Genomic DNA, 26,907 nt, shown 5'->3' with positions numbered 1-26,907 from the left:
CACTCACGGCAGCCACGGCAGTCGCAGCAGCCAAGGCACTCGCTGCACTCACGCGCCCGCGCGAGCCGCGGCACGCCATTGCGCGGGCGTCATCCCCACATGTCGCTTGAAGCTGCGCTGAAACGCGGCATCGGACTGGTAGCCCACGAATTCGCCGATCTCGGCCACCGGCTGGGCGCCCTGCGCGAGCATGCGGCCCGCGAGCGTCATGCGGATGTCGGTGAGCACGTCGGCCGCGCTGCGCCCGATCGCTTCGTCGAAGTGGCGCACGAACGTCGCGCGCGACATATGGCACAGCGCGGCGAGCTCCGGCAGCGTCCACGGCTTGCCGGGCGCGTCGAACATGGCGTCGATGGCGGGCTGCAGGCGCGGTTGCTGAGCGAGCGCGAGCAGGCCGCGCGGCGGCGCATCGGCACGGCTCGCGTAACGCAGCGTGAGCGCGAAGAGCGCGCCCGAAAGATGGTTGACGAGCGACTCGCTGCCGGGCTGCGCGTCGAGCGCCTCGTCGCGCAGCAGCGCGATCAGGCGCACAAGGCGCTCGGGCGGGTTGCCGCCGGCGCTCGCGCTGTGTACCACGAGCCGGGCGGGAAGATTCTCGCGCAAGAGGCGCTGCGGCACGGCGGGCAGCAGGAAGCGGCCGCAGAGCACGTCCGCAGCGTGGCTTTCGGCAAGGTTCGTTTCGACCGCGTGACCCTGCTCGAAGCGCCGTTCGACGGCGGCCGGCGGCGCGCCGCTGCCATCGTGCAGCAGGTGGGGCGCGCCCGAGGGAAACAGAACGATGTCGCCCGCATGCAGCGCAGTGGGCGCGCCGTGCGCGTCCTCGACGATGGCCGTGCCGCTCAGCAGCACGTGATAGCGGATCTCGCGCGCGTCGGCGGCGGGCTCGTCGATGCGCCACGGCGCGCCGAAATGGCAGCGCACGTCGAGGCGGCCCGCGACGGGCATGAGCGTCAGAAGGCGGCTGAGGATGTCCATGGGCGGCGGCTGGGCGATCTGAGTGAGACGAACGGGCATGAAGTCGCGTCATTCTGGCATTAAAAGCGCCGGGCTGCGCGGCTAGACTGGCTTCATGCCATCGACGATGGCTACGCAACACAGCCAGTTCAATGCAACTTGAGGAGTTTGTCATGTCCCGTCTTTCCGCCATTCGCCCCGAAGCCGCCACAGGTGCCGCCGCCGAAATCTTCGCGAAGATCCGCAAGGCCGTCGGCAAGGTGCCGAACGCTTATGCCACCATTGGCACGCACAGCCCCGAAGCGCTGGGCGCGATGCTGGCCGTCGACGCCGTGCTGGCCGGCGGCTCGCTCGCCAAGCCCGATATCGAAACCATCAAGCTCGCGGTGAGCGAAGTGGCCGGCTGCGACTACTGTGTAGCTGCACACACGCTGATGGGCAAGGCCGCGGGCCTCACGCCCGAAGGGATGAAGCAGATTCGTGCGGGTGACGCAACCGGCGACGCGAAGCGCGACGCGCTGGTGCATTTCGTGCGCGTGCTGGTGCGTACGCACGGCACGGTGGCCGAAGCCGAGGTCAATGCGATTCGCGAGGCGGGTTACACGGAACGCCAGATCGTGGAGATCGCGCTCGCCATCACGTCGATCACGTTCACGAATCTGGTGAACCGCGTGAACGATACGACGCTCGATTTCCCGGCCGTGGCCTGACGACGCGGCGACATGGCCGCACCCGCGCGCCGGATTTTCGCGCCGCATGTATGGCACGACATAAAACGTGCCACGAATCGTGAATATCGATTCGGCCAAAGCACTGGAATGTGTGCATATGCATACATAGAATGAAGTGATACATGCGGCAATTCTGCAAATCAACGGAGAGAACACGATGAGCAGGCTGAATTCGGCGCGCGAGACGCTTGTGCCCGCAAAGCTCGATCCCGCATGGTCGATGCATCGCGACGGCTTGCGCCGCGGCGTCGTGACGCTTTGCATCGATGGCGGCCAGGGTATCGCGCTTGCGCTCGAGAAAGTATGATGGCCGTGCATGTGCAGGGCGAGCACGGCGCATGATGAACGAAGCGGACCAGGGTGAGCAGCGATGGCGAAGCGAATGACGCGTGAGGAATGCAACTGTTTTGCGCTGCGACAGGCGGCGCGCTTCGTTACGCAGCTTTATGAGCACCATCTTTCTCAGGCGGGCGTGACGGCCGCGCAATTCACGATTCTTTCGCGTCTTGCCAGCCGTCCGGACGCCACGGCGGCCGAGCTCTCGGACGAGCTCGTGATGGACCGCACGACGCTCGTGCGCGCGCTCAAGCCCTTGCAGCGCGATGGCCTCGTGCTCGCGTTCACGGCCGAGCACGACACGCGCACGCTCGTCTATCGTCTCTCGGCAAGCGGTGCGCGCCGCTACGAGAAGGCGCATGCGCTGTGGCTCGACGCGCAGGCCGAATTCGAGCAGTACATGAAGCGCGACCGCGCCAAGGCGCTGCGCGCCGAACTCTTCGCGCTCACCAACGCGGCGACGCAGTGAAGGTGCAGTGAGCCGCGCATAGCGCGATTACGTTGCTTTCAGTGCGGGCCGCGTAGGTGGGCCGCCGAGGTTCGGGCCGCTCAGGCTGAGGGCCGCCGAGGCGCCGCGATAGCGCATATGCACACTCTCGCAAACCAGCGTTGCGATCCGGCGCGAAAATGGCATGATGGGGTTTCCTGAGTTCGACGCATTGCCGCCGGGTTCTCATGAAACGACATCGACAGCCTTTGCCGCATTTCATGCGCGACCCATCGCATCCTGCGTGGCGCGATCTCGCGCTCACGACGCTGCCGATCGCGCTGTTCTGCGTCGTGGTCATCGCGATCTTCGTGTGGCTCGTCGATCCGGCGCCGCCGCGCAGCATCACCATTAGCGCGGGGCCGCGCGACAGCTCGTTCATGCAGATGGCCGAGGCCTACCGCACGATCCTCGCGCGCAATGGCGTGAAGCTCAAGATCCTGGAGTCGGACGGCTCGGTCCAGAACCTTCAGCGCCTGCTTGATCCCAAGGCGAAGGTCGACCTCGCGTTCGTGCAGGGCGGCGTGGCCGACGGACTCGACACGCGCTCGCTCGTTTCGCTTGGCAGCGTTGCGTACCTGCCCATCGTCGTGTTCTATCACGGCTCCGGGCTCACGCAGCTTTCCGATCTCGACGGCAAGCGCATCGCCATCGGCCGGCTGGGCAGCGGCACGCGCGAGCTCTCGCTCAAGTTGCTCGACGCGAACGGCATGGAGCCGGGCGGCGACTCCACCTTCCTGCCGCTCGACGGCATGGAGGCCGCCACGGCACTGGTCTCCAACCGAGTCGATGTCGCGATGCTGAGCGGCGACTCCACCACGCGCGAGCTCATGCAGCGTCTGCTCGGCATTCCCGGCATTTCGGTGATGAGCTTCGACGAGCAGGCCGCGTATACGCGCCTCTTTCCCTATCTCGACAGCATCGACTTGCCGCCGGGCGTGCTCGACCTGAGCCGGCGCGTGCCGCCGCATACCGTGCATCTGATTGGCCCGACCGTGGAGATCGTCGCGCACAACACGCTGCATCCAGCGATCTCCGACCTCATCATCGAGGCGGCCGGCGAGGTGAACGGCGTGCCCGGGCTGCTGCAGCGCGCGGGCGAATTCCCAAGCCCGGTGGCGCACGATTTCCGCATCAGCGAGGACGCCACGCGGTATTACAAGTCGGGCAAGAGCTTTCTCTATCGCTCGCTGCCGTTCTGGCTCGCCAGCGTGACCGACCGTATGCTCGTGCTGCTGCTGCCGCTCGCCGTACTGGTCTTTCCGGCGCTGCGGGCGATTCCCGCGTTGTATCGCTGGCGCGTGCGCTCGCGCATCTATCGCTATTACGGCGCGCTCATTGCCATCGAGCGCGATGCGCTCAAACATTCAAGCGAGGAAGAGCGGCGCGCGCTGGTCGCGGAACTCGACGAGATCGAGCGCGCACTCAATACGCTGCGCATGCCGCTCGCTTATGCTGATGCCTTCTATGTGCTGCGCGAGCACGTGGGCTTTGTGCGTATGCACTTGTCGCCGGGACGCAAGCAATCCGAAGACGCAGAACATTGAATGAAAAGGGGAATTTAATGCGGCGCGGATTGTTTCGAATTCAGGTTTGTTCAATGCAATTGATGCGTTTTTATAAACGGGCAAACTTTAACGAAATCGCGGTTGACACCTTGAGTCTTACCCCTTTATTTTCCCGCTAGTACGTTGCACGACGTCGCATCACATCGCGGTGCCGCTGTTCGAATTTCAGTCCGCACCGCAGGCAGGTATCCTTTTCGGGCACCTGAATGACCCATCCGCAACGAGGAGGAACGATTCGTGAAATCGTCCGGTGTACGCCAGCGCGCTGCCTGGCTCATGTGCGCCGCGCTCGCGGCCGCACCGCTTTTCGTCGGCCCGACCGGGCCTGTGGCCGCCATTGCACAGAACGCGGCACATCTTTCCAACCAGCAGCTCGATGCGCTCACCGCGCCCATCGCGCTCTATCCCGACGCGCTGCTCGCGCAGGTGCTCATGGCTGCCACGTTCCCGCAGGACGTGCAGGCCGCCGCCGCGTGGTCGAAGGCCAATCCGAACGTGAAAGGCGATGACGCCGTGAAGGCCGTCGCTTCCCAGCCGTGGGATCCGAGCGTGCAGTCGCTCGTGGCCTTCCCGCAGGTGCTCGCCACCATGGAGTCCAAGCCCGACTGGGTCGCGCAGATCGGCAATGCCTTCCTCGCTCAGCCCAACGACGTCATGGACTCCGTGCAGCGCCTGCGCGTGCAGGCGCAGAAGGCGGGCAACCTCAAGTCCAACGAGCAGCAGAAGGTGGTGGTGCAGCCGGCAGCGAGCACGTCGACCACGCAAACGATCGTGATCGAGCCGGCCAACCCGCAGGTGGTGTACGTGCCCACCTATAACCCAACCGTGGTGTACGGCGCGTGGCCGTATCCCGCTTATCCGCCCGTGTACATGCCGCCGCCTCCGGGCTATGCCATCGCTACGGGCTTCGTGAGCGGGCTGGCGTTCGGTGCGGGCGTGGCGGTGGCGAACTCGCTGTGGGGCGGCTTTAACTGGGGTAATCACGACGTCAACATCAACGTGAACCGGTACAACAACATCAACGTTAACAACCGTATCAACACGAACAACAGCACGGCGAACTGGAATCGCAACTCCAATGTCGAGCGCCGCAACCAGAACTTCAACGGTCAACGCGCCAACAACGGGAATCTGAACGGCCAGCGCAATGACTTCCGCGGCTACGACCAGTCGCGCCAGCAGGCCGCGCAGACTTTGCAGAATCGCACCGGGCAGAACATGGGCGGCAACGCCCAGCAGCGTCTGCAAGGCATCCAGCAGGGCGGCAGGCCCAACGCGAACGGCGCGCAGAACGCCAATCGCGGCAACGAGCTGAACAACCGCGCGCAAAACGGCAACCGTGGCAATGAACTCAACAATCGCACGCAGGGCGCCAATCGGCCGAACGATCTCGGCAACCGCTCACAAAGCGCGAATCGCGATAACGCGCTGCGTGGTGCCGGCGACGGCAACACGGCGCGCGCCGACGCGCAGCGCGGTCAGCAAAGCCGTACGGCGTTCCAGCAGCACCAGGGCGGCGGCGGGGGTTCGTTCGGCGGTGGCGGCGGTGGCGGTGGTGGCGGCGGTGGCCGGCTTGGTGCGGGCGGTGGTGGCGAACGCCACTTCGGTCGTCGTTGAATCTCTATAGGAGTCTTGCGATGATCCGCAAACACGCACGCCGTCTGTCGCAACGCGCATCGCGCAGCACGCGGCCTGCCGGGCTCGCCCGGCTCACCTCAGCGTTGGCGTTCGCGCTGTTCGCAGCGCCTGCGCTGCTCGCCATGCCCGGCGCGGGCGTGGCCTCGGCGCAGGCCGTCTACGCCACGCCCGAAGCCGCGGCCGACGCGTTCACCAATGCGCTTGCCACCAACGACCACGATGCGATGAAGCACGTGCTCGGCAACGACTTCCAGCACTTCATCCCCACCAAGGATATCGGCCAGGAAGACATCTACGACTTTCTGGGCGCGTGGGCGAAGGGCCATCAGATCGAGGCCGACGCAACACCCGTGGCGGGCAAGGCGAGCGCCCACCTGGCCGTGGGCGACAGTGGCTGGACGCTGCCCATCCCGATCGTGCAGAGCGCGAGCGGCTGGCGCTTCGATCCGCGTGAGGGAGCAAGCGAAGTGCTCACGCGGCGCATCGGCCGCAACGAGCGCGCGGCCATGCTCAGCTCGCTCGCCTATGTCGATGCGCAGAACGACTACCGCAAGCTCACGCAGCATTACGCGCAGCATATCGTGAGCACGCCCGGCACCCATGACGGTCTCTACTGGCCGGTTGCGCCTGGCGAGACCGAGAGCCCGCTCGGGCCGCTTGCCGAGGCCATGCCGCACAACGCGAAAGTCACGCCGCAGGAGGGGTATCACGGCTACCACTTCCGCATCCTCACGGCGCAGGGCGCACATGCGGACGGTGGCGCGCGCGGCTACCTGGCGAACGGCCAGCTGGCCAACGGCTTCGCGCTCGTGGCGTGGCCGGCGCAGTATGGCAAGACGGGTGTGATGAGCTTCATCATCAATCAGGACGGCAAGCTCTACCAGAAGAACCTCGGGCCCAACGGCGCGCGCACAGCCGCCGCGCTCAAGAGTTTCGATCCCGATTCGTCCTGGCAGCCCACCACGCCTTGAGTCGGATCGGCACGTGAGTGTGTCGCCGGCCGGTGCGGGCAGATGTGGGCCCGTATCGGCCGGACTCGGCTTGGCGTTATTGCAGCATTTGAGTCCCCGCTTGCCATAAATCGGGCGCAATCGCACGCGGCCTCGACTCGCACGTACTGCAGCCGCTACGACAACAGTCGCGCCTGGCTGCGCAAGCGGGCAAGCTCGCTGTAACGCCGCGACAACCCGGGCATGCGGATTGCGGCACCGCTCCACGCACCCTCAATTGTGTGGAGACAACGACATGCAACGACGCAACTTCATGCTTTCGGCGGCCGTCGCGCTTGCCTCCGGCGGTTTGGCGCTCGCTGGCTGTACCACTACGCCGGGCAACACTTCGAACGCGGCAACCAATATGTCGAAGCGCCAGTCGATCGACGCGAGCGTCGACAATGCCATGGCGAAGCTCTATTCCACCGTGCCAGGTTCGCGTGAACTCGTCGCGAAGTCGCGCGGCGTGCTCGTGTTCCCGTCGGTGCTGCAGGCCGGCTTCATCGTCGGCGCTCAGTACGGCGAGGGCGCGCTGCGCATGGGCGGCGCCACGACGGGCTACTACAGCACGGCCTCGGGCTCGTTGGGCCTGCAGGCGGGCGCCCAGTCGAAGGCCATCATCTTCTGCTTCATGACCCAGGACGCGCTGAGCAAATTCCGCAGCACGGATGGCTGGGCCGCGGGCGCCGACGCCTCGGTCGCGCTTGTCACGGTGGGCGCGAACGGCGCCGTCGACACCAACACGGCCACGCATCCGGTCGAAGTGTTCGTCTTGACCAACGCGGGTCTGATGGCCGACGTCTCGCTTGCGGGCACCAAGGTCACGCGCCTGAATATCTAGGGCGCCTCGCCATGGCCGGCGCGCTCGCGCCGGGCCATGAAAAAAAGCAAGGTGCAAGGCCTTGCCCGTCTGCTGCTGTGCGCTGAAATTCGCGGCAATCCGTGTAAACGGCGCACGCCGTTTCTGGCATGCAGTATTTCCCACCGAAATGCTTTCCTTAACCTGGGGTTATACCCCTCGCTCAATTCGCAATTGAGTTTGTGTTTTTGTCTGGCGAGACTGGTGTCATGGGCCGCCGGGGCGGCCAGAGAAAACGAAGACGAACGAGAACAGCGGGATATGCGAATTTGTGTGCTGGGCGGCGGCGTGATCGGCGTGACGACCGCGTATTTTCTTGCCCGCGATGGACATCAGGTGACGCTCGTCGAACGTCACGCGGACGTGGCGCAGGAGACCAGCCACGCCAATGGCGGCCAGCTGAGCTATAGCTATGTGGCGCCGCTCGCCGATCCTTCGGTGCTGCCGAAGCTGCCCCAATGGCTGTTCTCGCGCGAGGCGGCGCTGCGTTTCGTGCCGCGTCTGGACCCGCGCCAATGGCGCTGGTGCGTCGCGTTCCTGCGCGCCTGCACGCGCGCGCGCAGCCGGGCGACCACGGCGGAGCTGCTCGGTCTCGGCTTTCTGAGCCAGCGTCTCATGCATGAGATCGTCGCACGCGAGGCGCTCGCGTTCGATTACGTGCGCAACGGCAAGCTCGTGGTGTATCGCGACCGCGAGGCCTTCGAGGGGGCGCGCAGCCAGGCTGGCTATCAGGCGCAGTTCGGCTGCGAGCAGCACGCGCTCGATGGCGCGGCGTGCGTCGCGCTCGAGCCTGCGCTCGCGCACATCGGCGGCGAGCTTGCGGGCGGCATTCACACGCCGGGCGAAGAAGCCGGCGATTGCGACAGCTTTACGCGCGGCCTTGCGCACGCGGCGCAACGCGACGGCGTGGATTTGCGTCTCGCCACCGAGTTCTCTGGACTCCGTACGAAAGGACTGCGTGTGCTGGCGGCCGTGACGTCGGCGGGCGAAATCGAAGCAGATGCGTTCGTGGTGTGCCTGGGCTTTCAGAGCCAGCCGATGCTGGCTTCGCTCGGCGTGAGCGTGCCCATGTATCCGCTCAAAGGCTACAGTCTCACGCTGCCCAATGCGAGCGCGCGGGGCGCGCCGCGCGTCTCGGTCACGGATGCGCATCACAAGGTGGTCTACGCGCTGCTTGGCGAGCGGCTGCGCATTGCGGGCATGGTCGATCTCACGGGCATGAGCGCGCATGCGGACAACGAGCGCATTGCGTTGCTCACGCGCCAGGCGCGCGAGACGTTTCCCGCGGCCGGCGATTACGGCGCGATCCAGACGTGGACCGGCATGCGCCCGGCCACTCCGGACAGCAAGCCGCTGATTGGCGCGACACAATTCCGCAATCTGTGGATGAATACGGGGCACGGCGCACTGGGCTTCACGCTGGCATGCGGGAGCGCGCAGCTGATGGCCGATCTGCTCGCCGGGCACGAGCTTGCGCTCGACGGCGACCCGTTCGCGCCGGGCCGCTGAAGCACGGCGAGCAGCACGCATAAGGCAACACGCATCACATCCAGGCATCAAGACGGGGCACCACGAACCGCGCATTCACTGCGAGGCAACATATTCACTTTGACGGGTTGGGAGAAGAGCACGATGAACAAAACGAAATTAATCGCGGCGATGGCGCTGGCATTCGCGATGCTCCCGGGCGTCGCGCACGCGGATGAGCTCACAGGCACGCTCAAGAAGGTTCACGACAGCGGCGTGATCGTGCTCGGCACGCGCGAGTCGTCGATTCCGTTTTCCTACTATGACCAGAACCAGAACGTGATTGGCTATTCGCAGGAGATCGCGCTGAAGATCGTCGATGCGGTCAAGCAGAAGACCAATCTGCCGAACCTGAAGGTGAAGACGATTCCGATCACCTCGCAAAACCGCATTCCGCTCGTGCAGAACGGCACCATCGACATCGAATGCGGCTCGACCACGAACACGTTCGAGCGCCAGAATCAGGCCGCGTTCTCGAACAGCATCTTCCTCTACGGCATTCGCTTCATCACGCGCAAGGACTCGGGCGTGAAGGACTTCCCCGACCTCGCGGGCAAGACCGTCGTGACCACGGCGGGCACGTCGGACGAGCGCCTGTTGCGCAAGATGAATGAAGAGAAACATATGAACATGACGATCATCAGCGCGAAGGACCACGCCGAATCGTTCCTCAACGTGACGACGGGGCGCGCCGTGGCGTTCGTCATGGACGAGCCGCTGCTCTACGGCGAGCGTGCGAAGACGAAAAACCCGCAGGATTATGTCGTCGTGGGCACACCGCCTGTTTCGGAGAACTACGCGTGCATGCTGCGCCGCGACGATCCGCAATTCAAGGCGCTCGTGGACGAGACGGTTGCGAAGATGCAGACCTCGGGCGAAATGGCGAAGCTCTACACGAAGTGGTTCACGCAGCCGATCCCGCCCAACGGCATGAACCTCGACTATCCGCTTTCGCAGCAGATGAAGGACCTGTTCGCGCATCCGAACGACAAGGCGCTCGATTGATGCGGAATCACGGTTGATTGCCGGGCGCAGGCGTGTGGGATAGAGGCTTCATACGCGAGCGAAAATGCAAAAGCCAAAAGAAAATGACGCAGTCCCGTGAGGGAGTGCGTCATTGTCATTGCGTGGTGCTGAACTGCACACACACGCGGTACTGCATATTCGTTGGTAGGCTCGATTGGATTCGAACCAACGACCCCCACCATGTCAAGGTGGTGCTCTAACCAACTGAGCTACGAGCCTGTAGAGAGCGCGAATTATAGAGACACTCGCGCGGGCTTGCAAGCGCTTTTCGCAAATTGTTGAAAACGGCGCCTGTCGCCGGGCTGGCGGCAGCGCTCAGGATGCGGCGCGGGCCAGTTCGCGCAGGGAGTGGGCCGGATCGGCGAGCACATCGCGCGCGATCCGGGTGCGCCTCGCGATCAGCGCTTTCGCGTTGCGCATCTCGCGGCCCAGGTTCACGGTGATGGCGCCCACCAGCGCACCATCGGCGTCGAGACCGAACAACATGCATGGCGGTGCCGCGAGCGAACCGCGCCCGATCCACTCGGCGGCGCGCATGTCGCCCGCGAACTGCACGTTCAGGCCGCACTGATCGGTCCAGAACCAGGGCGCGTCCAGCGCTTCGGGCGCGATGCCCAACATCGCGCGTGCGGCCGTCACGGCTTGATGCTTCGCGTTCTCCCATGTTTCCTGGCGGGTGGCGCCTGCATTCGCAGCGCTGCGCCGGCTGGCGGCATCGCCCGCTGCATAGATGCGCGGATGCGATGTGCGGCATTGCGCGTCGATCACGATGCCGTTTTCGACCTCGAGGCCGGCCATGCGCGCGAGCGCCGTTTCGGGCTCCACACCGACGCCGTAGATCACGGCATCGCCTGTGAGGCGCGTGCCGTCTTCGAGCGTGAGCACGATCTCGCCGTGCTCGCGTGCGGCCGATGCGAGCGGCACACCCAGATGCAGCGCCACGCCGCGCGCGCGATGCGTCTCGCAGAGATGGCGGCTCAGCACGGGCGGGGCGCAGCGCATCATCACGAGCGGTGCTTGTTCGATCACGCTGACCTGCGCGCCGAGATCGATGGCGCTAGACGCGAGCTCGAGCCCGATCACGCCCGCACCCACCAGCAGCACGCGCTTGCCTGGCTCGAGGGCAGCGCGCACGCGCCGCGCGTCGTCGAGCGTGCGCAAGGTGTGGACGTCGATGCCCAGCCCGCCCAGCGCATCGAGCATCGGCAGGCGGCGCGCGCGTGCACCGGTGGCAAGGAGCAAGTGATCGAAGGCGATCGAGGTGCCATCTTGCAGCGTGAGGGTTTGCGCTTCGGCATCGAGCGCGACGGCCGGCATCCCGAGCTTGAGCTCGATGGCGTGCTGCGCGTAGAAGTCGTCCGGGTAGATTGCGCAGCGTGCGGTATCCGGCTGAAGCAGCACGTCTTTCGACAGCGGTGGCCGCTCGTAGGGCGCGTGAGCTTCGTCGCCGATCAGCACGACGCGGCCCGCGTAGCCCTGCTGGCGCAGTTCCGCCGCGGCGATCGCGCCCGCTTGTCCGGCGCCCACGATCGCAATGGTCGAGGCATTCGTCATAGGCGTGTCCATCAGAGATGCAGGCCGCCCGCGGCATGGCGGATGCCGCGAATCCCAAGCCCGGCGTCCGCGTTGATCATCACGCCGCTGAGCACGCGGTTGTTCGCACGCGAGGCGAGCATCACATAGGGGCCGGTGAAGTCCGCGGGCTGTGGAAAGAATTGCAGCGGCAGAATGCCGGCGATGGCTTCGGGCGTGCGCGAGTCCATGATGCGCAGATCTTGCTGGCCGAGCGAAACCGGGCCGCGCAGATCGCTTGCCATGCCGCACGGGCCCACGCCGTTGACGCGCACCTTCGGCGCGAGCTCGTAGGCGAGCTGGCGGATGATGCCCACGGCGGCGTGCTTGCTCGCCGTGTAGAGCGGTCCGCCGCCGCCCGGATAGAACGCCGAGTTCGAGAGCGTGAAGATCATGCTGCCTTCGCTCGCGATGAGCGACCGCGCGGCGGCCTTCGCGCCGAGCAGATAGCCCTTCACGTTGATCGCGAAGAGCTCGTGAAAGCCGCTTTCGAGTTGCTCCGGCGAGAGGTCGACGAGGCTCGACGCGTGGTCCCAGATCGCCGCATTGCCGATGAAGACGTCGAGCTTGCCGAAGGCGTCGACGGCGGCCAGCACGGCGCGTTCGTTGTCGGCATAGGCGCTGACGTCGCCCTGCACGGCGACGAGCGTGTGCGCGCCGAAGCGCTCGCGCAGCGCCGCGACCTTCTGCGCCGAGCGTTCGAGCACGACCACGCGCGCGCCTTCTTCGACAAAACGCTCGACGAGCGCGAGACCGAGGCCCGAGCCACCGCCCGTGATCAAGGCCACTTCGTTGTCGAGCCAGCCTTTGGACGCAGTCATCACGCGGCCTCCGGAACGTCGACGTAAACAGCGCCGTCGACCAATGCGACCGGGAAGGTCGTGAGCGCCTCGGTGGCGGGCTGGCACAGCGCCGCGCCGGTCTTCAGGCAAAAGCGCGCGGCGTGCAGCGGGCATTCCACCGTGCCGTCGTTCTCGATGTAACCTTCGGACATCGAAGCATTGCCGTGCGTGCAGCGGTCGTTCAGCGCATAGAGCGCGCCGTTCACCCTGAAAACCGCGATGGCGGTGGTCGGGGCATCGACCTTGATGGCTTCGCCATCGGGCAATGCGTCGTCGTGGCAGACAAAGATACGGGCCATGATCAAAAAAGTACACTCAGGTTATGGGAGGACAGCACCGCCTGATCGAGCGCGATCTCGCGGCGGCAGACTTGCCAGCCGGGCGCGACGCCCGCATTGGCCATGCGGCGCACCCGGTCGATGCGGCGGCCCACGTAAATGGTTTCGTCGCGCTCTTTCTGCGCGCGATAGAGCAGATAATTCACGTGCGCCTCGTATTCGTTGGGCGATGCGGTGGGGCGCACGCGCAGGTTCGTCACGAGGTGGCGCGTGCGCGAGGGCGGCTCCTCGGCCCATGCCATCCCCGTTTCCAGGCGCGCCACGCGGCGTTCTAGCTGAAAGTGCGTGTCGTTGAAGATCCACGTAGTGGGCGGTTGCACGCCGCGCCGGCGATCGCGCGTCTGCGCATTGACCGTCGTGCGCATGGTGTAGTGAATGTCCTGTGCCATGAGATCGAGCCAGTCGCGAAAGCGCCATTCGTCGAGCAGCGCGGCTTCGTCAAAGAGGAATTGCTCGATTTCGTGATGGAGGGCGTGCGGCACGCGGGCGTGCGGCAAGCCGACGGGCGCAGCTTCCATTGCGGCGGTTTCGCTCATTTGAGGACCTCCGCTTCGTACTGCGCCGTGCGCGCGTTCACTTCGTCCCACGTTTGCGACATCAAAAGATCGGCCCACCGCCGGTACATGCCGCGCGCGGCCGTCTCCGAGAAAATGTAATTAGTCATACCAGGAATGCCGTCTTCGCGCACGCGCTCGCCGCCCATACCCATCTCCATGCATAGTTTGGTCTGGCGCGCGCGGTTGCCGCGCAGCACCTTTTGCACTTCTGCCCAGTTCTCCGAGTCGTCCTGTTCGAGGAAGCCGGCTGGGCCGAATGCTCGCGTCGCACTGCGCTCGAAGGCGGCTTTCACGTCGGCCGATGCGGCCTTGTCGGCGATGCAGAAGGCCCACACCTCGACCTGATTCGGCCCGCGCGGATGCCACACGCGCAACGTAGCCGTGCCGTTGAGCCAGGACAGCGTCGGGAACATGTTGTTGTGTCCCGCAAGCCGCATCGCGCGCACCTTGCCGAGGCGCGCTTCGGCTTCGGCGTAGGTGTCGCGGAAGTACTGCGAAACTTCGCCGTCCACCCATACGTTCGCGTCGGGCTGCTCGGTGAAGAAGAAGCCGCTGCCGTGGCCCGCCTGCCCGTATTGCAACGCGTCTTTCGCGGTTTCCCACACGGGGCGCGCGGTCTGGCCCGCGCCGAGCGCGCCGCTTTGGCTTCCCTCTGCGCCGGCTTTCGCGCCCAGCACTTCCACCGCGGAGGCATGCGTGAACAAGGCGTGATACTGGTCGCTCGCGAACTGCTCCGCGGGAAATTTCCAGTTGCAGTCGATGACCCATTTGTGCACACCGCCAATGATCTCGGTGCCGCCCTCGCGCCGGTCGAGCACGCCGTCGAGATACCAGGCAATATCGCCCATATAGGTTTCGAGGTCGGGCGCGCCCGCGTCCCAGTTGCCGAACACGAGGCCCTTGTAGACGGCCACACGCGTGACTTCCTGCAAGCCCCACTTCTCCTTGCACAGGCCTTGCGGGTAGGCGCGCGACTCGAGCGGCACGTCGATCAACGCGCCGTCGACGCCATACGACCAGCCGTGATAGGGGCACGTGAACGCGCGCGTGTTGCCGCAATCGGCGAAGCTCACACGCATCGAGCGATGGCGGCATTGATTGAGAAACGCCTTGATCGAGCCGTCTTTCTGGCGCACCACCACCACGGGATCCTCGCCCATGTAGGTATTGAAAAAGTCGCAGGCTTTCGGTATTTGACTGACGTGAGCGAGGAACAGCCAGCAGCGGCCGAAGATGCGCTCGAGTTCTAGCGCGTAGATGTCGGGGTCGGTATAGATCGACGACGTGACGCGGCCGTTGTGCGCGTCGACAAGTGCATCGATGTCGATGGTTGCGGACATGCGAGTCTCCTCCGTGGCAGCATTGCCTTTTTTTGCGGGAATGCAGACGGATCTTCGTCGTTCGCTTTATCGTTGTGAAATATTTTGTTTGTAGCCAGTTAGACTTTTGAACGATAACCAGACGACGCCTCGAGCATGGAACTGAGACACCTGCGCTATTTCATTGCCGTTGCCGACGAGCTGAGCTTCACGCGCGCGGCCGAGCGTCTGCACACGGCGCAGCCCTCGTTGAGCCAGCAGATCCGCAATCTCGAAGACGAAGTGGGGACGCCGCTTTTCGAGCGCACTCGCCGCAAGGTCGAGCTGACCGAGGCCGGCAAAGTCTTTCTCGCCGAAGCGCGGCTCGTGGTGGCGCAGGCCGATCGTGCGGTGGCGCGTGCGCGTCAGGTGGGGCAGGGTCGCGCAACCGTCACGATCGGTTTCGTGCCCGCCGCCGAGATTCGGGTTTTCCCGGCCATCCTGCCGCGCTTGCGCCTGCGCTTTCCCGATGTGAACGTGGAGCTGCGCAGCCTGCCGACCGCCGACCAGGAAGAGGCGCTGCTGCGCGGCGAGATCGACGTGGCCTTTATGCGGCGGCCCGTGCAGTCCAGTGCGCTGGCGAGCGAAGTGGTGCTGACCGAGCCGCTCGTGGTGGTGCTGCCGAGTGCTCATTCGCTCGCGCAGCACGAACGCATTGAACCGCGCATGCTGAATGGCGAGCCGTTCATCAGCACGCATCCGCAGTTTTCTGGGCAAGTGTATGACGTGGCCGATGCGTGGTTCGCGGCGCACGAGGTCGAACGCAAAGTCGCGCAGGTGGCCACCAATATTCTGCTGAATCTGAATCTCGTGGGCATGGGGCTCGGCTATGCGCTGCTGCCAGCGTATGTCGAATCGCTCACGAGCGCGGCGATCTGTACGCGGCCGCTGGCAGGCGAGCCGCCGCGTATCGATCTGCTGATGGTTGCCCGCAAGGAGCCGCATGGCGCGGAGCTCGACGCGCTATTCGAGCTCGTGCGCGCGAATGTGCGAGACCGTGTGCAAACGTCGTGACGATGCGCATGTTCCCGTGCGAGTAGTCGTTTAGCCTTTGGCGCCGCCCACGTCGTCTTCCTGCACTTCCAGCGCCTTTTCCATCTCCTGCGCCGCACGCTGCAACTCGGGCACGAAGCGGCGCACCGCTTCCGCGGGAAGGATCGCCTGTTCCAGGTAGATGACGTTGAGGCTCGCGATCACGCGCTCATGCGCCCCGATGGCCACCGCGAGCGCGCCGATCTTGCGCTGGTCCGCCCAGTCGCCGTGATTCGAGCCGAATCCGTCGGCACGCGTTTGCCGCACGAGATTGCGGATGAACGCGGCGTCCGAGGCGAGCTGCTGTTGCTGCTCGCCGCCCGCACCCGCGCGCAGCAGATCCAGAATGTCCTCGCGTTCCGCCTCGGGGCAGGCGGCGAAGTAGGCGCGGCCCGCCGCCGTGAGCAGCATCGGCAGGCGGCGGCCCACCATCGCGCGGTGAAACGAGAGCGGGCTGAAACGGTGGGTGGTCTCGCGGATGATCATCGCGTCGCCGTCGGGCGTCGTGAGGTCCGATGGCCAGACGATGCGTTGCAGCAACTGGCCCATGATGGGCGGCGCGACGGTCGCGATCCTTTCGTCATCCGTAAAGCCTTCGCTCAAGGCGCGCACGTTGATCGTGAGGCGGAAGCTGTCGTCCGATGCGCTGCGCCGCACGAAATTCTCCTCCACCAGCGTCTCCAGCAAACGCCGCACCGTCGTGCGATGCAGGCCCGTGGCCTCGCTCAGTTGCTGGCTCGTCGCGCGCCCGTTCTCCATGGCATTGAGCGCCCGGAGCACCTCCAGCCCGCGCGCCAGGCCTCGGACGTTTACGTACTTCGTCATGAAAAATCTCTTTTAAATCAATCATGTGCATTCTATGCACATTTCTCTAAAAATGTTGAGAGCGCTCTGGCGCGCCCCTAGACTCGCTTGCATTCACCCGTTGGCGACACCGCTTCCAACACGGTGATCCGTTTTCAGGCACCCCCTGTCAGCATCCGCAGCGGCCGATGAGTCGCGCGGGCCCTGCATGGGGTCGCACCAGGCACTAAAGCGCCAAGTGCGACCGACAAAGGAGACAACATGCACACCACTCCCATCGCGGCGGACGCCGCTCGCTCCGGTCCGCGCTCGACCGACGTCGCCATCATCGGCGCCGGTCCCGTGGGCCTCATGATCGCCAATATTCTCGGCTTGCAGGGCGTGCGTGTCACGCTCGTCGAAAAGCTCGACCAGATTATCGACTATCCGCGCGCAATTGGTTTGGATGACGAAGCATTGCGCGTATTCCAGGCGGTCGGGCTCGCCGATGCGCTGCTGCCGCACACCACGCCCGATCACTGGATGCGCTTCGTCACGAAGGACGGCCACTGCTTCGCGTCGATCGAGCCGCGCACCGACGAGTTCGGCTGGCCGCGCCGCAATGCGTTCATCCAGCCGCTCGCCGACCGCGTGCTGTACGAGGGCCTCGCGCGCTTCGAGCATGTGGAGGTGCTGCTCGGCCATAGCGTCAACGCGTTCGTGCAGGATGCGCAGGGCGTGTCGATCGACGTGAGCGACGCAAGCGGTGCGCGCCGCACGATCCGCGCGGCCTGGATGGTGGGCGCGGACGGTGGCAACAGCCTCGTGCGCCGCGCGCTGAACGTGCCCTTCGAAGGCCGCACGAAGCCCAATCAGTGGATCGTGGTGGACGTGCGCAACGATCCGATCGGCTCGCCGCACATCTATCTGCACTGCGATCACGAACGCCCCTATGTATCCGCGGCGCTGCCGCACGGCATTCGCCGTTTTGAATTCATGGTAATGCCGGGCGAGACCGAAGAGGAACTCTCGAAGCCCGAGAACATGGCCGCGCTGATTCGCAAGGTGGTGGCGGACCCGGAGAAGGTCGACTACATCCGCAAGCGTGTCTATACACACAACGCCCGTCTGGCCGAAACGTTCCGTGTGGACCGCGTGCTGCTCGCGGGCGACGCGGCGCACATCATGCCGGTGTGGCAGGGGCAGGGCTACAACAGCGGCATTCGCGACGCGAACAACCTGGGCTGGAAGCTCGCGATGGTCGCGAAGGGCCAGGCCGACGGTCGACTGCTCGATACCTATACGGCGGAGCGCCGCGCACACGCGCGTTCGATGATCCACCTCTCCGAAGTGGCCGGCGATATCTTCGCGCCGACCACGCGTTTCGGCGCACGCTTTCGCGACCGCTTCGTGCGCTCGATGAACGTATTTCCCGCAGTAAAGCGCTACTTCGTGGAAATGCGCTTCAAGCCGATGCCGCGTTACGAAGCGGGCGTGGTGCTGCTGCCGCCGCCGCAACCGACGGGCGGCTGGCTTGCGCGCATCCTCGAGCGCTCCGGCAACTCGGCGCCGGGCCGCATGCTGGGCCTGATGAGCCAGAAGCGCGATTCGCTGCTCGGACGCCTCGCGTATGGCCGCGATCCGCTCGCGGCTTCGCCGGTCGGGCGCATGTTCATTCAGCCGCGCGTGCGCCTGGAAGACGGCCGCGTCGTGCGGCTCGACGATGCGATCGGCAACGGTTTCGCCGTGCTGGCCTGGGGCGCGGACCCCACGTTCGGCCTCACGCGAGAGGCGCGAGCGTTGTGGGAGCGGCTTGGCGCGCGCTTCGTGTTCGCGAAGCCCGACGTGCAGCTCGATTACGCCGATGACGTGCCTGAGGGCGTGCTGGCGCTTGGCGACGTGCAGGGCCGGCTGAAGGACTGGTTCAGCCGGCTGCCGGAGTCGGTCGTGCTGCTGCGCCCGGACCGCTTCGTTGCAGGCGTGTGCACGCCCCAACAAGTCTCGGAAGCGATCGTCGAGCTTGCGGGCAAGCTGGGTGTGACCGACGTGGTCTCGCGCGAGCCACACGCCGTTGCGGTCCCGCAAAACCGTCCTTCGCGCGGCAACGTCGCCGTTGCGCAGGCAGCACAAGCATGAGCAGCATGACCAGCATGACCAGGAGAGGCTCGCCTATGCCCATTCATCTGGAATGTCTTTCGCACACGCCGCTGCACGGCTACTTCGATCCGCAGCCGGACGTGGTGGCCGAAGTCGAGCGCGCGGGCCGTGCTGCGCGCGAGCGCGTCGAGGCCTTCAAGCCCGACCTGATCGTTGTGTTCGCACCCGATCACTTCAACGGCTTCTTCTACGACGTGATGCCGCCGTTCTGCATCGGCGCGAAGGCGCAGGCGATCGGCGACTTCAAGAGCATGGCCGGCACGCTGCCCGTGCCAGGCGATCTGGCGCATGCGCTCGCGGAGAACGTGCTCGCAGCCGATATCGACGTGGCCCTTTCGTACCGCATGCAAGTCGATCACGGTTGTGCGCAGGCGCTCGAAGTGCTGACGGGCGGCCTCGACCGCTATCCGGTGATTCCGGTGTTCATCAATTCGGTTGCGCCGCCCATGGCCACGCTGCGCCGTGCGCGTCTGCTAGGCGACGCGATTGGCCGCTTCTTCTCGCGCACGAGCCGGCGCGTGCTCGTGGTGGGCTCGGGCGGCATTTCGCACGAGCCGCCGGTGCCCGAGCTCATTGGCGCGACGCCCGAAGTGGCCGAGCGCCTGATCGCGGGACGCAATCCCACGCCCGAGTCGCGCGCCGCGCGCCAGGCGCGCACCGTGGCGGCCGCGCAGGCCTTCACGAAGGGCGACAGCCCGCTGCATCCGCTCAATCCCGAGTGGGACCGCGCGTTTCTCGAGCGCCTGGCTTCGGGCGAGCTGACCGAAGTGGACGGCATGACCAACACGGCCATCACGCGCGACGGCGGCAAGTCGGCGCACGAGATCCGCACCTGGGTTGCCGCATTCGGCGCGCTGGCGGCTTATGGCCCGTACCGCGCGTCGCTTGATTACTACCGCGCGATTCCCGAGTGGATCGCCGGCTTCGCCACCATGCACGCCACGCCCGCGCAAGCCGTCGATGCGCTCGCGTTAGTGGCCTGACTCAACCTGTCTGGGAGAACGGCATGACCGATCCGAAACTCGTCGCGGCGCTGGCCGCGCGGCTGCGCGAAGCCGAAGCATCGCGTGAAGTGATCGAGCCCGTGCGTGGCGAGATCGTGAAGGGCGGCGAACCGCGGGGCGGCGATCCGCTGGACGACATGGCAACCGCTTATGCCGTGCAGCAAGCCAACGTCGATCTGCGCGTGGCGAACGGCGAGCGCATCGTGGGCCGCAAGATCGGCCTCACATCGCTTGCTGTGCAGAAGCAACTGGGCGTTGATCAGCCCGACTTCGGTGCACTGTTTGCTTCGATGGCGTATGGCGACGGTGAACCGATTCCACTTTCGCAATTGATCCAGCCGAAGGTGGAGGCGGAAATCGCGCTCGTGCTCGAACGCGATCTCACGCAGAAGAAGCACACCTTCGTCGACATCGTGAACGCCACTGCCTATGCACTCGCGGCGATCGAAGTGGTGGATAGCCGTATCCAGAACTGGGACATCCGCTTTGTCGATACGGTCGCGGACAACGCGTCGAGCGCGCGTTTCGTGTTGGGCAGCCGCCCCGTGCCGCTTTCGCAACTCGATCTCACAGCCTGCGCGATGGAGCTTTCGCGCGACGGCGACGTGCTCTCGCGCGGCAACGGCGCGGCATGTCTCGGCAATCCGCTGAACGCGGCCGTGTGGCTCGCCGACCGCATGGCGCAGCTCGGCACGCCGCTGCGTGCCGGCGACGTTGTGCTCACCGGCGCGCTCGGGCCCATGGTGGCCGTGAAGGAACCCGGCACCTACACCGCGCAAATCGATGGCCTCGGCAGCGTTCGCGCGACCTTTACCGCCTGATTGAGGAACTCAAATGGCTTCGGAAAAACTCAAGGCCGCGATCATCGGCTCTGGCAACATCGGCACGGATCTGATGATCAAGATCATGCGCAACAGCCAGCATCTGGAGATGGCGGCGATGGTCGGCATCGACCCTGCATCGGACGGCCTCGCGCGCGCCGCGCGTCTGGGCGTGGCCACCACGCATGAAGGCGCGGAAGGGCTCACGCGCCTGCCCGTGTTCGACGATATCGACTTCGTGTTCGACGCGACCTCGGCTGGCGCGCACGTGAAGAACGACGCGCTGCTGCGCAAGCTCAAGCCGTCGATCCGCGTGATCGATCTCACGCCCGCCGCCATTGGCCCGTACTGCGTGCCGGTGGTGAACCTCGATTCGCATATCGATACGCCCAACGTGAACATGGTCACGTGCGGTGGGCAGGCAACCATTCCCATTGTCGCTGCGGTGTCGCGCGTGGCAAAGGTCCATTACGCGGAGATCGTCGCGTCGATCAGCAGCAAGTCGGCGGGACCGGGCACGCGCGCGAACATCGACGAGTTCACCGAGACCACCTCCAAGGCAATTGAAGTGGTGGGCGGCGCGGCAAAGGGCAAGGCCATCATCGTGCTGAACCCGGCCGAGCCGCCGGTGATGATGCGCGACACCGTCTATACGCTTTCCGATCTTGAGGACCGCGAAAAGATCGAGCAGTCGATCGAGGAGACTGTCGCGAAAGTTCATGCCTATGTGCCGGGCTATCGCCTCAAGCAAAAGGTGCAGTTCGATGAAATCCCCGCCAGCGCGCCGCTCAATATTCCGGGCCTCGGCAAGTTCAGCGGCCTGAAAACCTCGGTGTTCCTCGAAGTGGAAGGCGCCGCGCACTACCTGCCCGCGTACGCAGGCAACCTCGACATCATGACTTCCGCTGCGCTCGCCACCGCCGAGCGCATGGCGCAAACGCTGCTCAGCGTGCAAGGAGCCTAATGCCATGAGCAAGAAACTCTATATCTCCGACGTGACGCTGCGCGACGGCAGCCACGCAATCCGTCATCAGTACTCGATCCAGAACGTGCAGGACATTGCGCGCGCTCTGGACAAGGCCAAGGTCGATTCCATCGAAGTCGCGCATGGCGACGGCCTGCAAGGCTCGAGCTTCAACTACGGTTTTGGCGCGCACAGCGACCTCGAATGGATCGAGGCTGTCGCCGACGTGGTGAAGCACGCGAAGATCGCCACGCTGCTGCTGCCCGGCATCGGCACGATCCACGACCTGAAGGCCGCATACAACGCTGGCGCGCGTGTGGTGCGCGTGGCCACGCACTGTACCGAGGCCGATATCTCGAAGCAGCACATCGAGTACGCACGCGAACTCGGCATGGACACGGTGGGCTTCCTGATGATGAGCCACATGACCACGCCTGAGAACCTCGCTGTCGAGGCGAAGAAGATGGAGCACTACGGCGCAACCTGCATTTACGTGGTGGACTCGGGCGGCGCACTCACCATGAACGACGTGCGCGACCGTTTTCGTGCCGTAAAACGGGTGCTGAAACCCGAAACGCAAACGGGCATGCACGCGCACCACAACCTCTCGCTCGGCGTGGCGAACTCGATCGTCGCGGTGGAGGAAGGTTGCGACCGCATCGATGCGTCGCTCGCAGGTATGGGCGCCGGTGCGGGCAACGCGCCGCTCGAAGTGTTCATTGCCGCAGCGGAGCGCATGGGCTGGAATCACGGCACCGATCTCTACACGCTCATGGACGCCGCCGACGACATCGTGCGCCCGCTGCAGGACCGCCCGGTACGCGTGGACCGCGAGACGCTCGCGCTCGGCTTTGCGGGGGTGTATTCGAGCTTCCTGAGGCACTCAGAAGTGGCCGCGAAGAAGTACGGCTTGAAAGCCGTCGACATCCTCGTCGAGCTGGGCAAGCGCCGGATGGTGGGCGGCCAGGAAGACATGATCGTGGACGTGGCGCTCGATTTGAAGAAGCGTGCGCAAGCGCTCAAGCAGTAAATACGCGCCGTCTGCCACCAACGCGCGGCACGCGGCGTCACGCTTTTGAATACGAATAGCCGCCACAAAGAGCGGCTCGATCACAACTTCGGAGACTTTGGAAATGACGTCACGAATCAGTTCTGCTAATGGAGTCCGTGACAGTGGCACAGCGAGCAGCAAGGCCACGATAGGCCTGTGCCTCGCGATCGCGCTGCTCGAAGGGCTGGATCTGCAATCGGCGGGCGTAGCCGGACCGCGCATGGCGAAGGAGTTTTCGCTCGCCGTCGCGCAGATGGGCTGGGCGTTCAGCGCGGGCGCAATCGGTCTTCTGCCGGGCGCGGCGTTGGGTGGACGCCTCGCCGACCGCTTCGGCCGCAAGCGTGTGCTGATGGGTTCGGTGGCCTTGTTTGGCCTGTTCTCGCTTGCGACCACGCTGGTCTGGAGCTTCGAGAGCCTGCTGATCGCCCGTCTGTTGACGGGCCTCGGTCTGGGTGCCGCGATGCCGAACCTCATTGCGCTGTGCTCGGAAGCGGCAGGCCCGCAGCAGCGCAACACGGCAGTGGGCGCGATGTACTGCGGCATGCCGTTCGGCGCGGCGATCGCGGCGGTGATCGGCATGCTGGGCGCGAGCCCGGCGAGCTGGCGCGACGTGTTTTATGTCGGCGGTCTCGGGCCGATCGTAATGGTGCCGCTGCTCGGTATTTTCCTGCGCGAGTCGCAGCAGTTCGTGGCGGCGCAGGCCTCGAAGGCGCGCGAAGGCGTGCCTGGCGTCACGGATGCGCTGTGGCGCCATGGCCGCGCGCGCACGACGCTCGCGCTCTGGGTGAGCTATCTGGGCACGCTGATCGTGCTGTACTTCCTGATGAACTGGCTGCCTTCGATGGTGCTCTCGCGCGGCCTCACGCGTGTGCAATCGAACCTCGTGCTGATGATGTTCAACCTCGGCGGCGGCATTGGGGCGGTGGCGATCGCGACGCTCATGGACCGCCTCGGCCGCCGGCGTACGGTGATCGGCATGTATGTGGGCATTGCGCTGGCGCTGGCGGCACTCGCGGGCGCCAGCGGCGCGGCATCGATGGCTTGCGGCGGCTTGCTGTGCGGCCTGTTCCTCGTGGGCGGCCAGTCGGTCCTCTACGCGCTCGCGGGGCACGCGTATCCCACGGAAGTCCGCGGCACGGGCGTGGGCGCTGCCGTGGCGGTGGGGCGGCTCGGCTCGATCCTCGGGCCGCTCGCAGCCGGCCAGTTGTTCGCGCTGGGTCAGAGCGCCTCGATGCTGGTGGCGTCGAGCATTCCACTATGCGTGATCGCGGCGCTCGCGGCCTTGACGGTGGTGGGCGGCTTCGCACGGCACGGCGCGCCCGGTGCTCAGAGCGTTTGAATTGAAGTAAGGATATCGAATATCTATTGGAGGGGTGGTGAAGCCCCTCTCTTTTGCGGATCACAGCGTTTTACAGCAAGGACATCATCATGACTGCAACGGCACAAGCGATTACCGAAGCCTCCACGAGCCGCTTCGCCCACGTGAAGGAAGGCGAGCTCGAGCTGAAAATCCACTACAACGATACGGGCGCAAACGCCGCGAACGCAGCAAGCGCGAACGCCGGGACCGTCGTGATGCTGCACGGCTCGGGTCCGGGCGCGAGCGGCTGGGCCAACTTCAACCGCAACGTCGAGCCGCTCGTGGCAGCGGGCTATCGCGTGATCCTGATGGACTGCCCGGGCTGGAGCAAGAGCGATCCCATCGTCTGCACCGCGTCGCGCTCGGAGCTGAACGGCCGCGTGCTCAAGGGCCTGCTCGACGTGCTCGACATCGAGCGCGTGCATATCCTCGGCAATTCGATGGGCGGCCACAGCGCCGTGGCGTTTGCGCTCGCGAATCCGCACCGCGTGGGCAAGCTCGTGCTCATGGGCGGCGGCACCGGCGGCCCGAGCAACTTCGCGCCGATGCCCACCGAGGGCATCAAGCTGCTGCAGGGGCTGTATCGCGAGCCGACCATCGAGAACCTCAAGCGCATGATGAACGTGTTCGTCTACGACCCGAGCGCGCTGACCGAGGACCTCATGAAGGCGCGTCTGGACAACATGCTCGCGCAGCGCGTCCATCTCGAGAACTTCGTCAAGAGCCTCGCGGCCAATCCGAAGCAATTCACCGATTACGGCCCGCGCCTTGGCGAGATCGCGGCGCCCACGCTCGTGATCTGGGGCCGCGACGACCGCTTCGTGCCGATGGATATCGGTTTGCGCCTGATCGCCGGCATGCAGAACGCGCAGCTGCACGTGTTCAACCGTTGTGGCCACTGGGCTCAGTGGGAACATGCGGATGCGTTCAACCGCATGGTGCTCGACTTTCTGCAGCACTGATGCGGCGATGTGTTGATCAATCGCCGGTGAAGCGGTACGGGCCGTTTCGCCGGCGCTTTGCGTGGCACTGCGAAGGTGCGCCTCGACGGTGCGGCGCCAGCGCCGCCACGCCGAAACGGGTGGAATGGGTGGTTAGACAGGCTCTTCACGCTGTGGTGGCGAGGGGCGTACACTGACTGAACCCGACGGCGCGCTATGCTGTTTGCATGGCGTCGCGTCAAGGCAAGGCTGCCTGCCGGGATGTTCAACCGCATTCATCGGGGCCGTCATGAAAAAACTCGTCAATCACCCGTCCGACGTCGTGCGTGAGATGCTCGAAGGCATCGCGCTGCAGGCACCGAATGTCGTCATTCTCGGCGAGGAGAACGTGCTCATCCGCCGCGACATTCCTGAGTCCTATGCGCGGCCGGTCGCGCTCATCTCGGGCGGCGGCAGCGGCCACGAACCCGCGCACGGCGGCTATGTGGGCGCTGGCATGCTGAGCGCGGCAGTATGTGGCGAGGTGTTCACGTCGCCGCCCACCGACGCCGTGCTCGCGGCTATCCGCGCAACAGCGGGCACAAGGGGCGCGCTGCTCATCGTCAAGAACTACACCGGCGACCGGCTCAACTTTGGACTTGCCGCGGAGCTTGCGCGCGCCGAGGGCATCCCCGTGGAAGTCGTGACCGTCGCCGACGACGTCGCGCTGCGCGGCCACGCCGAGCGCCATCAGCGGCGCGGCATTGCCGGCACGGTGCTGATCCACAAGATCGCGGGCGCAGCCGCCGCGCGCGGCGCGACCCTCGAAGTGGTCGCGGCGATCGCGCGCGACGCGGCCGCCAATCTCGGCACGATGGGTGTCGCGCTCGACGGCTGCACGCTGCCGGGCGTGGAGAAGTCGAGCTTCAGCCTCGCCGACGACGAAATCGAAATCGGGCTCGGCATACATGGCGAAAAAGGCGTGGAGCGCAGCGCGCCGCTGCCGGCCAACGCGCTTACCGAAGCACTGCTCATCAATATCCTCGACGAGCTCGCCATCACGCGCGGCGAGCGTGTCGTGCTGCTGGTCAACGGCCTCGGCGCCACGCCGCAAATGGAGCTCGATATCGTGCTGCGCGCGGCCATTGCGAGCCTTCGCTGCCGCGAGGTGTATGTGGAGCGGGCGTGGGCGGGCACCTTCCTCTCGGCGCTGAACATGCCGGGCTGCTCGATTTCGCTGATGCGCGTGGACGACGGCAAGCTCGCCCTGCTCGATGCGCATACCGATGCGCACGCATGGCCCGGCAAGGGCTGCGTGAACCCGACCATCCGCCTCGACACGTCGGGCGTCCATCATGAGGAATCCGTAGCACCGTTGCTCGACGCCGCGCGTGCGGCGTGGGCAGCCAGGCTCAAGGCGGCGCTCGACGCGATCGCGCTCGCGTTGATCGAGAACGAGGCGCGCCTGACCGAGCTCGATGCGTTCGCCGGTGACGGCGATCTTGGCGTGAGCATGCGGCGCGCCGCCGATGCGGTGGCCGCTACGCCGGTTCATGCGCTCGGCACGGCGCCGCAGGCGCTGGCGTCGCTCGGCGCGAGCCTGCGCCGGGCCATCGCGGGCAGCTCGGGGCCGTTCTACGCCACCGCGCTGTTGCGCGCGTCGCGGCATCTCGCGGATAAGCCAGAGCCCGCGCCGCACGAATGGGCGCAGGCGTTTCGTGGCGCGATCGAGGCGATCAGCGAATTGGGCGGCGCGAAAGCCGGCGACCGCACGATGCTGGACGCGCTGATTCCTGCGCACGATGCCTTCGAAGAGGCGCTCAATCACGGCCAGACGGTGCAGCGCGCATGGGCGGCCGCAGTCGCGGCGGCCGAGCATGGTGCGCACGCCACGGCGCATATGCACCCGCGCGTGGGGCGTGCGAGCTATCTGGGCGAGCGGGCGATCGGCTCACCCGATGCGGGCGCGGTGGCGGTGGTGTGCTGGCTGGCGGCGTTGCGCCCGCACGTGGGCGGCAAGGGGTGAAGGC

25 protein-coding genes and 1 tRNA gene are annotated in these 26,907 nt (G+C 65.6%); 18 read left to right on the top strand and 8 right to left on the bottom strand.

Annotation, left to right across the window (positions count from 1 at the left end; translation table 11 throughout):
* Window positions 1-48: 48 nt before the first annotated feature.
* On the bottom strand, window positions 49-975 hold the full coding sequence (locus EYW47_RS21485) for an AraC family transcriptional regulator (RefSeq protein ID WP_205710126.1): 927 nt from the start codon (window positions 973-975) through the stop codon (window positions 49-51).
* A 152-nt stretch (window positions 976-1,127) separates the two neighbouring features.
* Between EYW47_RS21485 and EYW47_RS21480 the strand changes: the two genes are divergently transcribed.
* The 9 genes from EYW47_RS21480 to EYW47_RS21445 all read left to right on the top strand — a co-directional run bounded on the left by EYW47_RS21480 (window position 1,128) and on the right by EYW47_RS21445 (window position 10,097).
* Window positions 1,128-1,664: a carboxymuconolactone decarboxylase family protein gene (locus EYW47_RS21480; protein ID WP_133196856.1), complete on the top strand. Its 537-nt coding sequence runs from the start codon at window positions 1,128-1,130 to the stop codon at window positions 1,662-1,664.
* 178 nt (window positions 1,665-1,842) lie between these two features.
* Window positions 1,843-1,992 (top strand): hypothetical protein, encoded by a 150-nt coding sequence (locus EYW47_RS40975; protein ID WP_165976640.1) that lies wholly within the window; start codon window positions 1,843-1,845, stop codon window positions 1,990-1,992.
* Between the two features lie 63 nt (window positions 1,993-2,055).
* The gene (locus tag EYW47_RS21475; RefSeq protein WP_133196855.1) at window positions 2,056-2,490 is read left to right on the top strand and encodes a MarR family winged helix-turn-helix transcriptional regulator; all 435 of its coding nucleotides are present in this window, start codon (window positions 2,056-2,058) and stop codon (window positions 2,488-2,490) included.
* A gap of 206 nt (window positions 2,491-2,696) precedes the next feature.
* Window positions 2,697-4,055: a TAXI family TRAP transporter solute-binding subunit gene (locus tag EYW47_RS21470; protein ID WP_133196854.1), complete on the top strand. Its 1,359-nt coding sequence runs from the start codon at window positions 2,697-2,699 to the stop codon at window positions 4,053-4,055.
* 258 nt (window positions 4,056-4,313) lie between these two features.
* Entirely contained in the window at window positions 4,314-5,693 is a 1,380-nt protein-coding gene (locus EYW47_RS21465) for a DUF3300 domain-containing protein (protein WP_240763834.1), read from the top strand.
* Window positions 5,694-5,713: 20 nt separating this feature from the next.
* Window positions 5,714-6,685 (top strand): DUF2950 domain-containing protein, encoded by a 972-nt coding sequence (locus EYW47_RS21460; protein ID WP_133196853.1) that lies wholly within the window; start codon window positions 5,714-5,716, stop codon window positions 6,683-6,685.
* A gap of 274 nt (window positions 6,686-6,959) precedes the next feature.
* Entirely contained in the window at window positions 6,960-7,547 is a 588-nt protein-coding gene (locus EYW47_RS21455) for a BPSL1445 family SYLF domain-containing lipoprotein (RefSeq protein ID WP_133196852.1), read from the top strand.
* A gap of 222 nt (window positions 7,548-7,769) precedes the next feature.
* Window positions 7,770-9,074 (top strand): D-amino acid dehydrogenase, encoded by a 1,305-nt coding sequence (locus EYW47_RS21450; protein WP_420819400.1) that lies wholly within the window; start codon window positions 7,770-7,772, stop codon window positions 9,072-9,074.
* A 123-nt stretch (window positions 9,075-9,197) separates the two neighbouring features.
* Complete coding sequence (locus EYW47_RS21445; protein ID WP_133196850.1) at window positions 9,198-10,097, top strand: glutamate/aspartate ABC transporter substrate-binding protein; 900 nt, start codon at window positions 9,198-9,200, stop codon at window positions 10,095-10,097.
* Window positions 10,098-10,260: 163 nt separating this feature from the next.
* Here the strand turns inward: EYW47_RS21445 and EYW47_RS21440 are convergent.
* The 6 genes from EYW47_RS21440 to hcaE all read right to left on the bottom strand — a co-directional run bounded on the left by EYW47_RS21440 (window position 10,261) and on the right by hcaE (window position 14,767).
* Window positions 10,261-10,337: transfer RNA gene (locus EYW47_RS21440), tRNA-Val, on the bottom strand.
* 96 nt (window positions 10,338-10,433) lie between these two features.
* Window positions 10,434-11,672 (bottom strand): 3-phenylpropionate/cinnamic acid dioxygenase ferredoxin--NAD(+) reductase subunit, encoded by a 1,239-nt coding sequence (gene hcaD, locus EYW47_RS21435; protein WP_133196849.1) that lies wholly within the window; start codon window positions 11,670-11,672, stop codon window positions 10,434-10,436.
* 11 nt (window positions 11,673-11,683) lie between these two features.
* Window positions 11,684-12,511: a 3-phenylpropionate-dihydrodiol/cinnamic acid-dihydrodiol dehydrogenase gene (gene hcaB / locus EYW47_RS21430; protein WP_133196848.1), complete on the bottom strand. Its 828-nt coding sequence runs from the start codon at window positions 12,509-12,511 to the stop codon at window positions 11,684-11,686.
* Entirely contained in the window at window positions 12,511-12,831 is a 321-nt protein-coding gene (gene hcaC / locus EYW47_RS21425; RefSeq protein ID WP_133196847.1) for a 3-phenylpropionate/cinnamic acid dioxygenase ferredoxin subunit, read from the bottom strand. The genes hcaB and hcaC overlap by 1 nt, the downstream gene beginning before the upstream one ends.
* Window positions 12,832-12,833: 2 nt before the next feature.
* On the bottom strand, window positions 12,834-13,406 hold the full coding sequence (gene hcaF / locus EYW47_RS21420) for a 3-phenylpropionate/cinnamic acid dioxygenase subunit beta (RefSeq protein ID WP_133196846.1): 573 nt from the start codon (window positions 13,404-13,406) through the stop codon (window positions 12,834-12,836).
* Window positions 13,403-14,767 carry a 3-phenylpropionate/cinnamic acid dioxygenase subunit alpha gene (gene hcaE / locus EYW47_RS21415; protein WP_133196845.1) on the bottom strand — a complete coding sequence of 455 codons (1,365 nt, stop codon included), beginning with the start codon at window positions 14,765-14,767 and terminating at the stop codon, window positions 13,403-13,405. The genes hcaF and hcaE overlap by 4 nt, the downstream gene beginning before the upstream one ends.
* A gap of 135 nt (window positions 14,768-14,902) precedes the next feature.
* Here hcaE and hcaR point away from each other — a divergent pair, with 135 nt between their 5' ends.
* Window positions 14,903-15,799: a DNA-binding transcriptional regulator HcaR gene (gene hcaR, locus EYW47_RS21410; protein WP_133196844.1), complete on the top strand. Its 897-nt coding sequence runs from the start codon at window positions 14,903-14,905 to the stop codon at window positions 15,797-15,799.
* 30 nt (window positions 15,800-15,829) lie between these two features.
* On the opposite strand, the gene EYW47_RS21405 is transcribed toward hcaR, so the two are convergent.
* Entirely contained in the window at window positions 15,830-16,642 is an 813-nt protein-coding gene (locus EYW47_RS21405; protein WP_133196843.1) for a DNA-binding transcriptional regulator, read from the bottom strand.
* A gap of 240 nt (window positions 16,643-16,882) precedes the next feature.
* Between EYW47_RS21405 and EYW47_RS21400 the strand changes: the two genes are divergently transcribed.
* The 8 genes from EYW47_RS21400 to EYW47_RS21365 all read left to right on the top strand — a co-directional run bounded on the left by EYW47_RS21400 (window position 16,883) and on the right by EYW47_RS21365 (window position 26,903).
* Entirely contained in the window at window positions 16,883-18,736 is a 1,854-nt protein-coding gene (locus EYW47_RS21400; RefSeq protein WP_133196842.1) for a bifunctional 3-(3-hydroxy-phenyl)propionate/3-hydroxycinnamic acid hydroxylase, read from the top strand.
* Between the two features lie 35 nt (window positions 18,737-18,771).
* Window positions 18,772-19,740, top strand: coding sequence for a 3-carboxyethylcatechol 2,3-dioxygenase (locus EYW47_RS21395; RefSeq protein WP_133196841.1), 969 nt, complete (start codon window positions 18,772-18,774; stop codon window positions 19,738-19,740).
* 23 nt (window positions 19,741-19,763) lie between these two features.
* Window positions 19,764-20,582: a 2-keto-4-pentenoate hydratase gene (gene mhpD / locus EYW47_RS21390; RefSeq protein WP_133196840.1), complete on the top strand. Its 819-nt coding sequence runs from the start codon at window positions 19,764-19,766 to the stop codon at window positions 20,580-20,582.
* Window positions 20,583-20,595: 13 nt separating this feature from the next.
* Window positions 20,596-21,546 carry an acetaldehyde dehydrogenase (acetylating) gene (locus EYW47_RS21385; RefSeq protein WP_133196839.1) on the top strand — a complete coding sequence of 317 codons (951 nt, stop codon included), beginning with the start codon at window positions 20,596-20,598 and terminating at the stop codon, window positions 21,544-21,546.
* 4 nt (window positions 21,547-21,550) lie between these two features.
* A complete protein-coding gene (gene dmpG, locus EYW47_RS21380) occupies window positions 21,551-22,576 on the top strand; it encodes a 4-hydroxy-2-oxovalerate aldolase (RefSeq protein WP_133196838.1) in 1,026 nt (341 codons plus the stop codon).
* A gap of 103 nt (window positions 22,577-22,679) precedes the next feature.
* Window positions 22,680-23,936 carry a 3-(3-hydroxy-phenyl)propionate transporter MhpT gene (mhpT, locus tag EYW47_RS21375; protein ID WP_133196837.1) on the top strand — a complete coding sequence of 419 codons (1,257 nt, stop codon included), beginning with the start codon at window positions 22,680-22,682 and terminating at the stop codon, window positions 23,934-23,936.
* A gap of 89 nt (window positions 23,937-24,025) precedes the next feature.
* Window positions 24,026-24,919, top strand: coding sequence for an alpha/beta fold hydrolase (locus EYW47_RS21370; protein WP_133196836.1), 894 nt, complete (start codon window positions 24,026-24,028; stop codon window positions 24,917-24,919).
* A 268-nt stretch (window positions 24,920-25,187) separates the two neighbouring features.
* Window positions 25,188-26,903 carry a dihydroxyacetone kinase family protein gene (locus EYW47_RS21365; RefSeq protein ID WP_133196835.1) on the top strand — a complete coding sequence of 572 codons (1,716 nt, stop codon included), beginning with the start codon at window positions 25,188-25,190 and terminating at the stop codon, window positions 26,901-26,903.
* Window positions 26,904-26,907: the final 4 nt, after the last annotated feature.

It is taken from the genome of Paraburkholderia silviterrae (genome assembly GCF_004353915.1).
Lineage (GTDB): Bacteria > Pseudomonadota > Gammaproteobacteria > Burkholderiales > Burkholderiaceae > Paraburkholderia > Paraburkholderia silviterrae.
This window is presented reverse-complemented; position numbering and strand designations above follow the sequence as displayed.

Excerpts from the sequence above, each read along its gene's own strand:
- EYW47_RS21485 (WP_205710126.1), bottom strand. The coding sequence starts at position 975 with ATGGACATCCTCAGCCGCCTTCTGACGCTCATGCCCGTCGCGGGCCGC.
- EYW47_RS21480 (WP_133196856.1), top strand. The coding sequence starts at position 1,128 with ATGTCCCGTCTTTCCGCCATTCGCCCCGAAGCCGCCACAGGTGCCGCC.
- EYW47_RS40975 (WP_165976640.1), top strand. The coding sequence starts at position 1,843 with ATGAGCAGGCTGAATTCGGCGCGCGAGACGCTTGTGCCCGCAAAGCTC.
- EYW47_RS21475 (WP_133196855.1), top strand. The coding sequence starts at position 2,056 with ATGGCGAAGCGAATGACGCGTGAGGAATGCAACTGTTTTGCGCTGCGA.
- EYW47_RS21470 (WP_133196854.1), top strand. The coding sequence starts at position 2,697 with ATGAAACGACATCGACAGCCTTTGCCGCATTTCATGCGCGACCCATCG.
- EYW47_RS21460 (WP_133196853.1), top strand. The coding sequence starts at position 5,714 with ATGATCCGCAAACACGCACGCCGTCTGTCGCAACGCGCATCGCGCAGC.
- EYW47_RS21455 (WP_133196852.1), top strand. The coding sequence starts at position 6,960 with ATGCAACGACGCAACTTCATGCTTTCGGCGGCCGTCGCGCTTGCCTCC.
- EYW47_RS21445 (WP_133196850.1), top strand. The coding sequence starts at position 9,198 with ATGAACAAAACGAAATTAATCGCGGCGATGGCGCTGGCATTCGCGATG.
- hcaD (WP_133196849.1), bottom strand. The coding sequence starts at position 11,672 with ATGACGAATGCCTCGACCATTGCGATCGTGGGCGCCGGACAAGCGGGC.
- hcaB (WP_133196848.1), bottom strand. The coding sequence starts at position 12,511 with ATGACTGCGTCCAAAGGCTGGCTCGACAACGAAGTGGCCTTGATCACG.
- hcaC (WP_133196847.1), bottom strand. The coding sequence starts at position 12,831 with ATGGCCCGTATCTTTGTCTGCCACGACGACGCATTGCCCGATGGCGAA.
- hcaF (WP_133196846.1), bottom strand. The coding sequence starts at position 13,406 with ATGAGCGAAACCGCCGCAATGGAAGCTGCGCCCGTCGGCTTGCCGCAC.
- hcaE (WP_133196845.1), bottom strand. The coding sequence starts at position 14,767 with ATGTCCGCAACCATCGACATCGATGCACTTGTCGACGCGCACAACGGC.
- hcaR (WP_133196844.1), top strand. The coding sequence starts at position 14,903 with ATGGAACTGAGACACCTGCGCTATTTCATTGCCGTTGCCGACGAGCTG.
- EYW47_RS21405 (WP_133196843.1), bottom strand. The coding sequence starts at position 16,642 with ATGACGAAGTACGTAAACGTCCGAGGCCTGGCGCGCGGGCTGGAGGTG.
- EYW47_RS21400 (WP_133196842.1), top strand. The coding sequence starts at position 16,883 with ATGCACACCACTCCCATCGCGGCGGACGCCGCTCGCTCCGGTCCGCGC.
- EYW47_RS21395 (WP_133196841.1), top strand. The coding sequence starts at position 18,772 with ATGCCCATTCATCTGGAATGTCTTTCGCACACGCCGCTGCACGGCTAC.
- mhpD (WP_133196840.1), top strand. The coding sequence starts at position 19,764 with ATGACCGATCCGAAACTCGTCGCGGCGCTGGCCGCGCGGCTGCGCGAA.
- EYW47_RS21385 (WP_133196839.1), top strand. The coding sequence starts at position 20,596 with ATGGCTTCGGAAAAACTCAAGGCCGCGATCATCGGCTCTGGCAACATC.
- dmpG (WP_133196838.1), top strand. The coding sequence starts at position 21,551 with ATGAGCAAGAAACTCTATATCTCCGACGTGACGCTGCGCGACGGCAGC.
- mhpT (WP_133196837.1), top strand. The coding sequence starts at position 22,680 with ATGACGTCACGAATCAGTTCTGCTAATGGAGTCCGTGACAGTGGCACA.
- EYW47_RS21370 (WP_133196836.1), top strand. The coding sequence starts at position 24,026 with ATGACTGCAACGGCACAAGCGATTACCGAAGCCTCCACGAGCCGCTTC.
- EYW47_RS21365 (WP_133196835.1), top strand. The coding sequence starts at position 25,188 with ATGAAAAAACTCGTCAATCACCCGTCCGACGTCGTGCGTGAGATGCTC.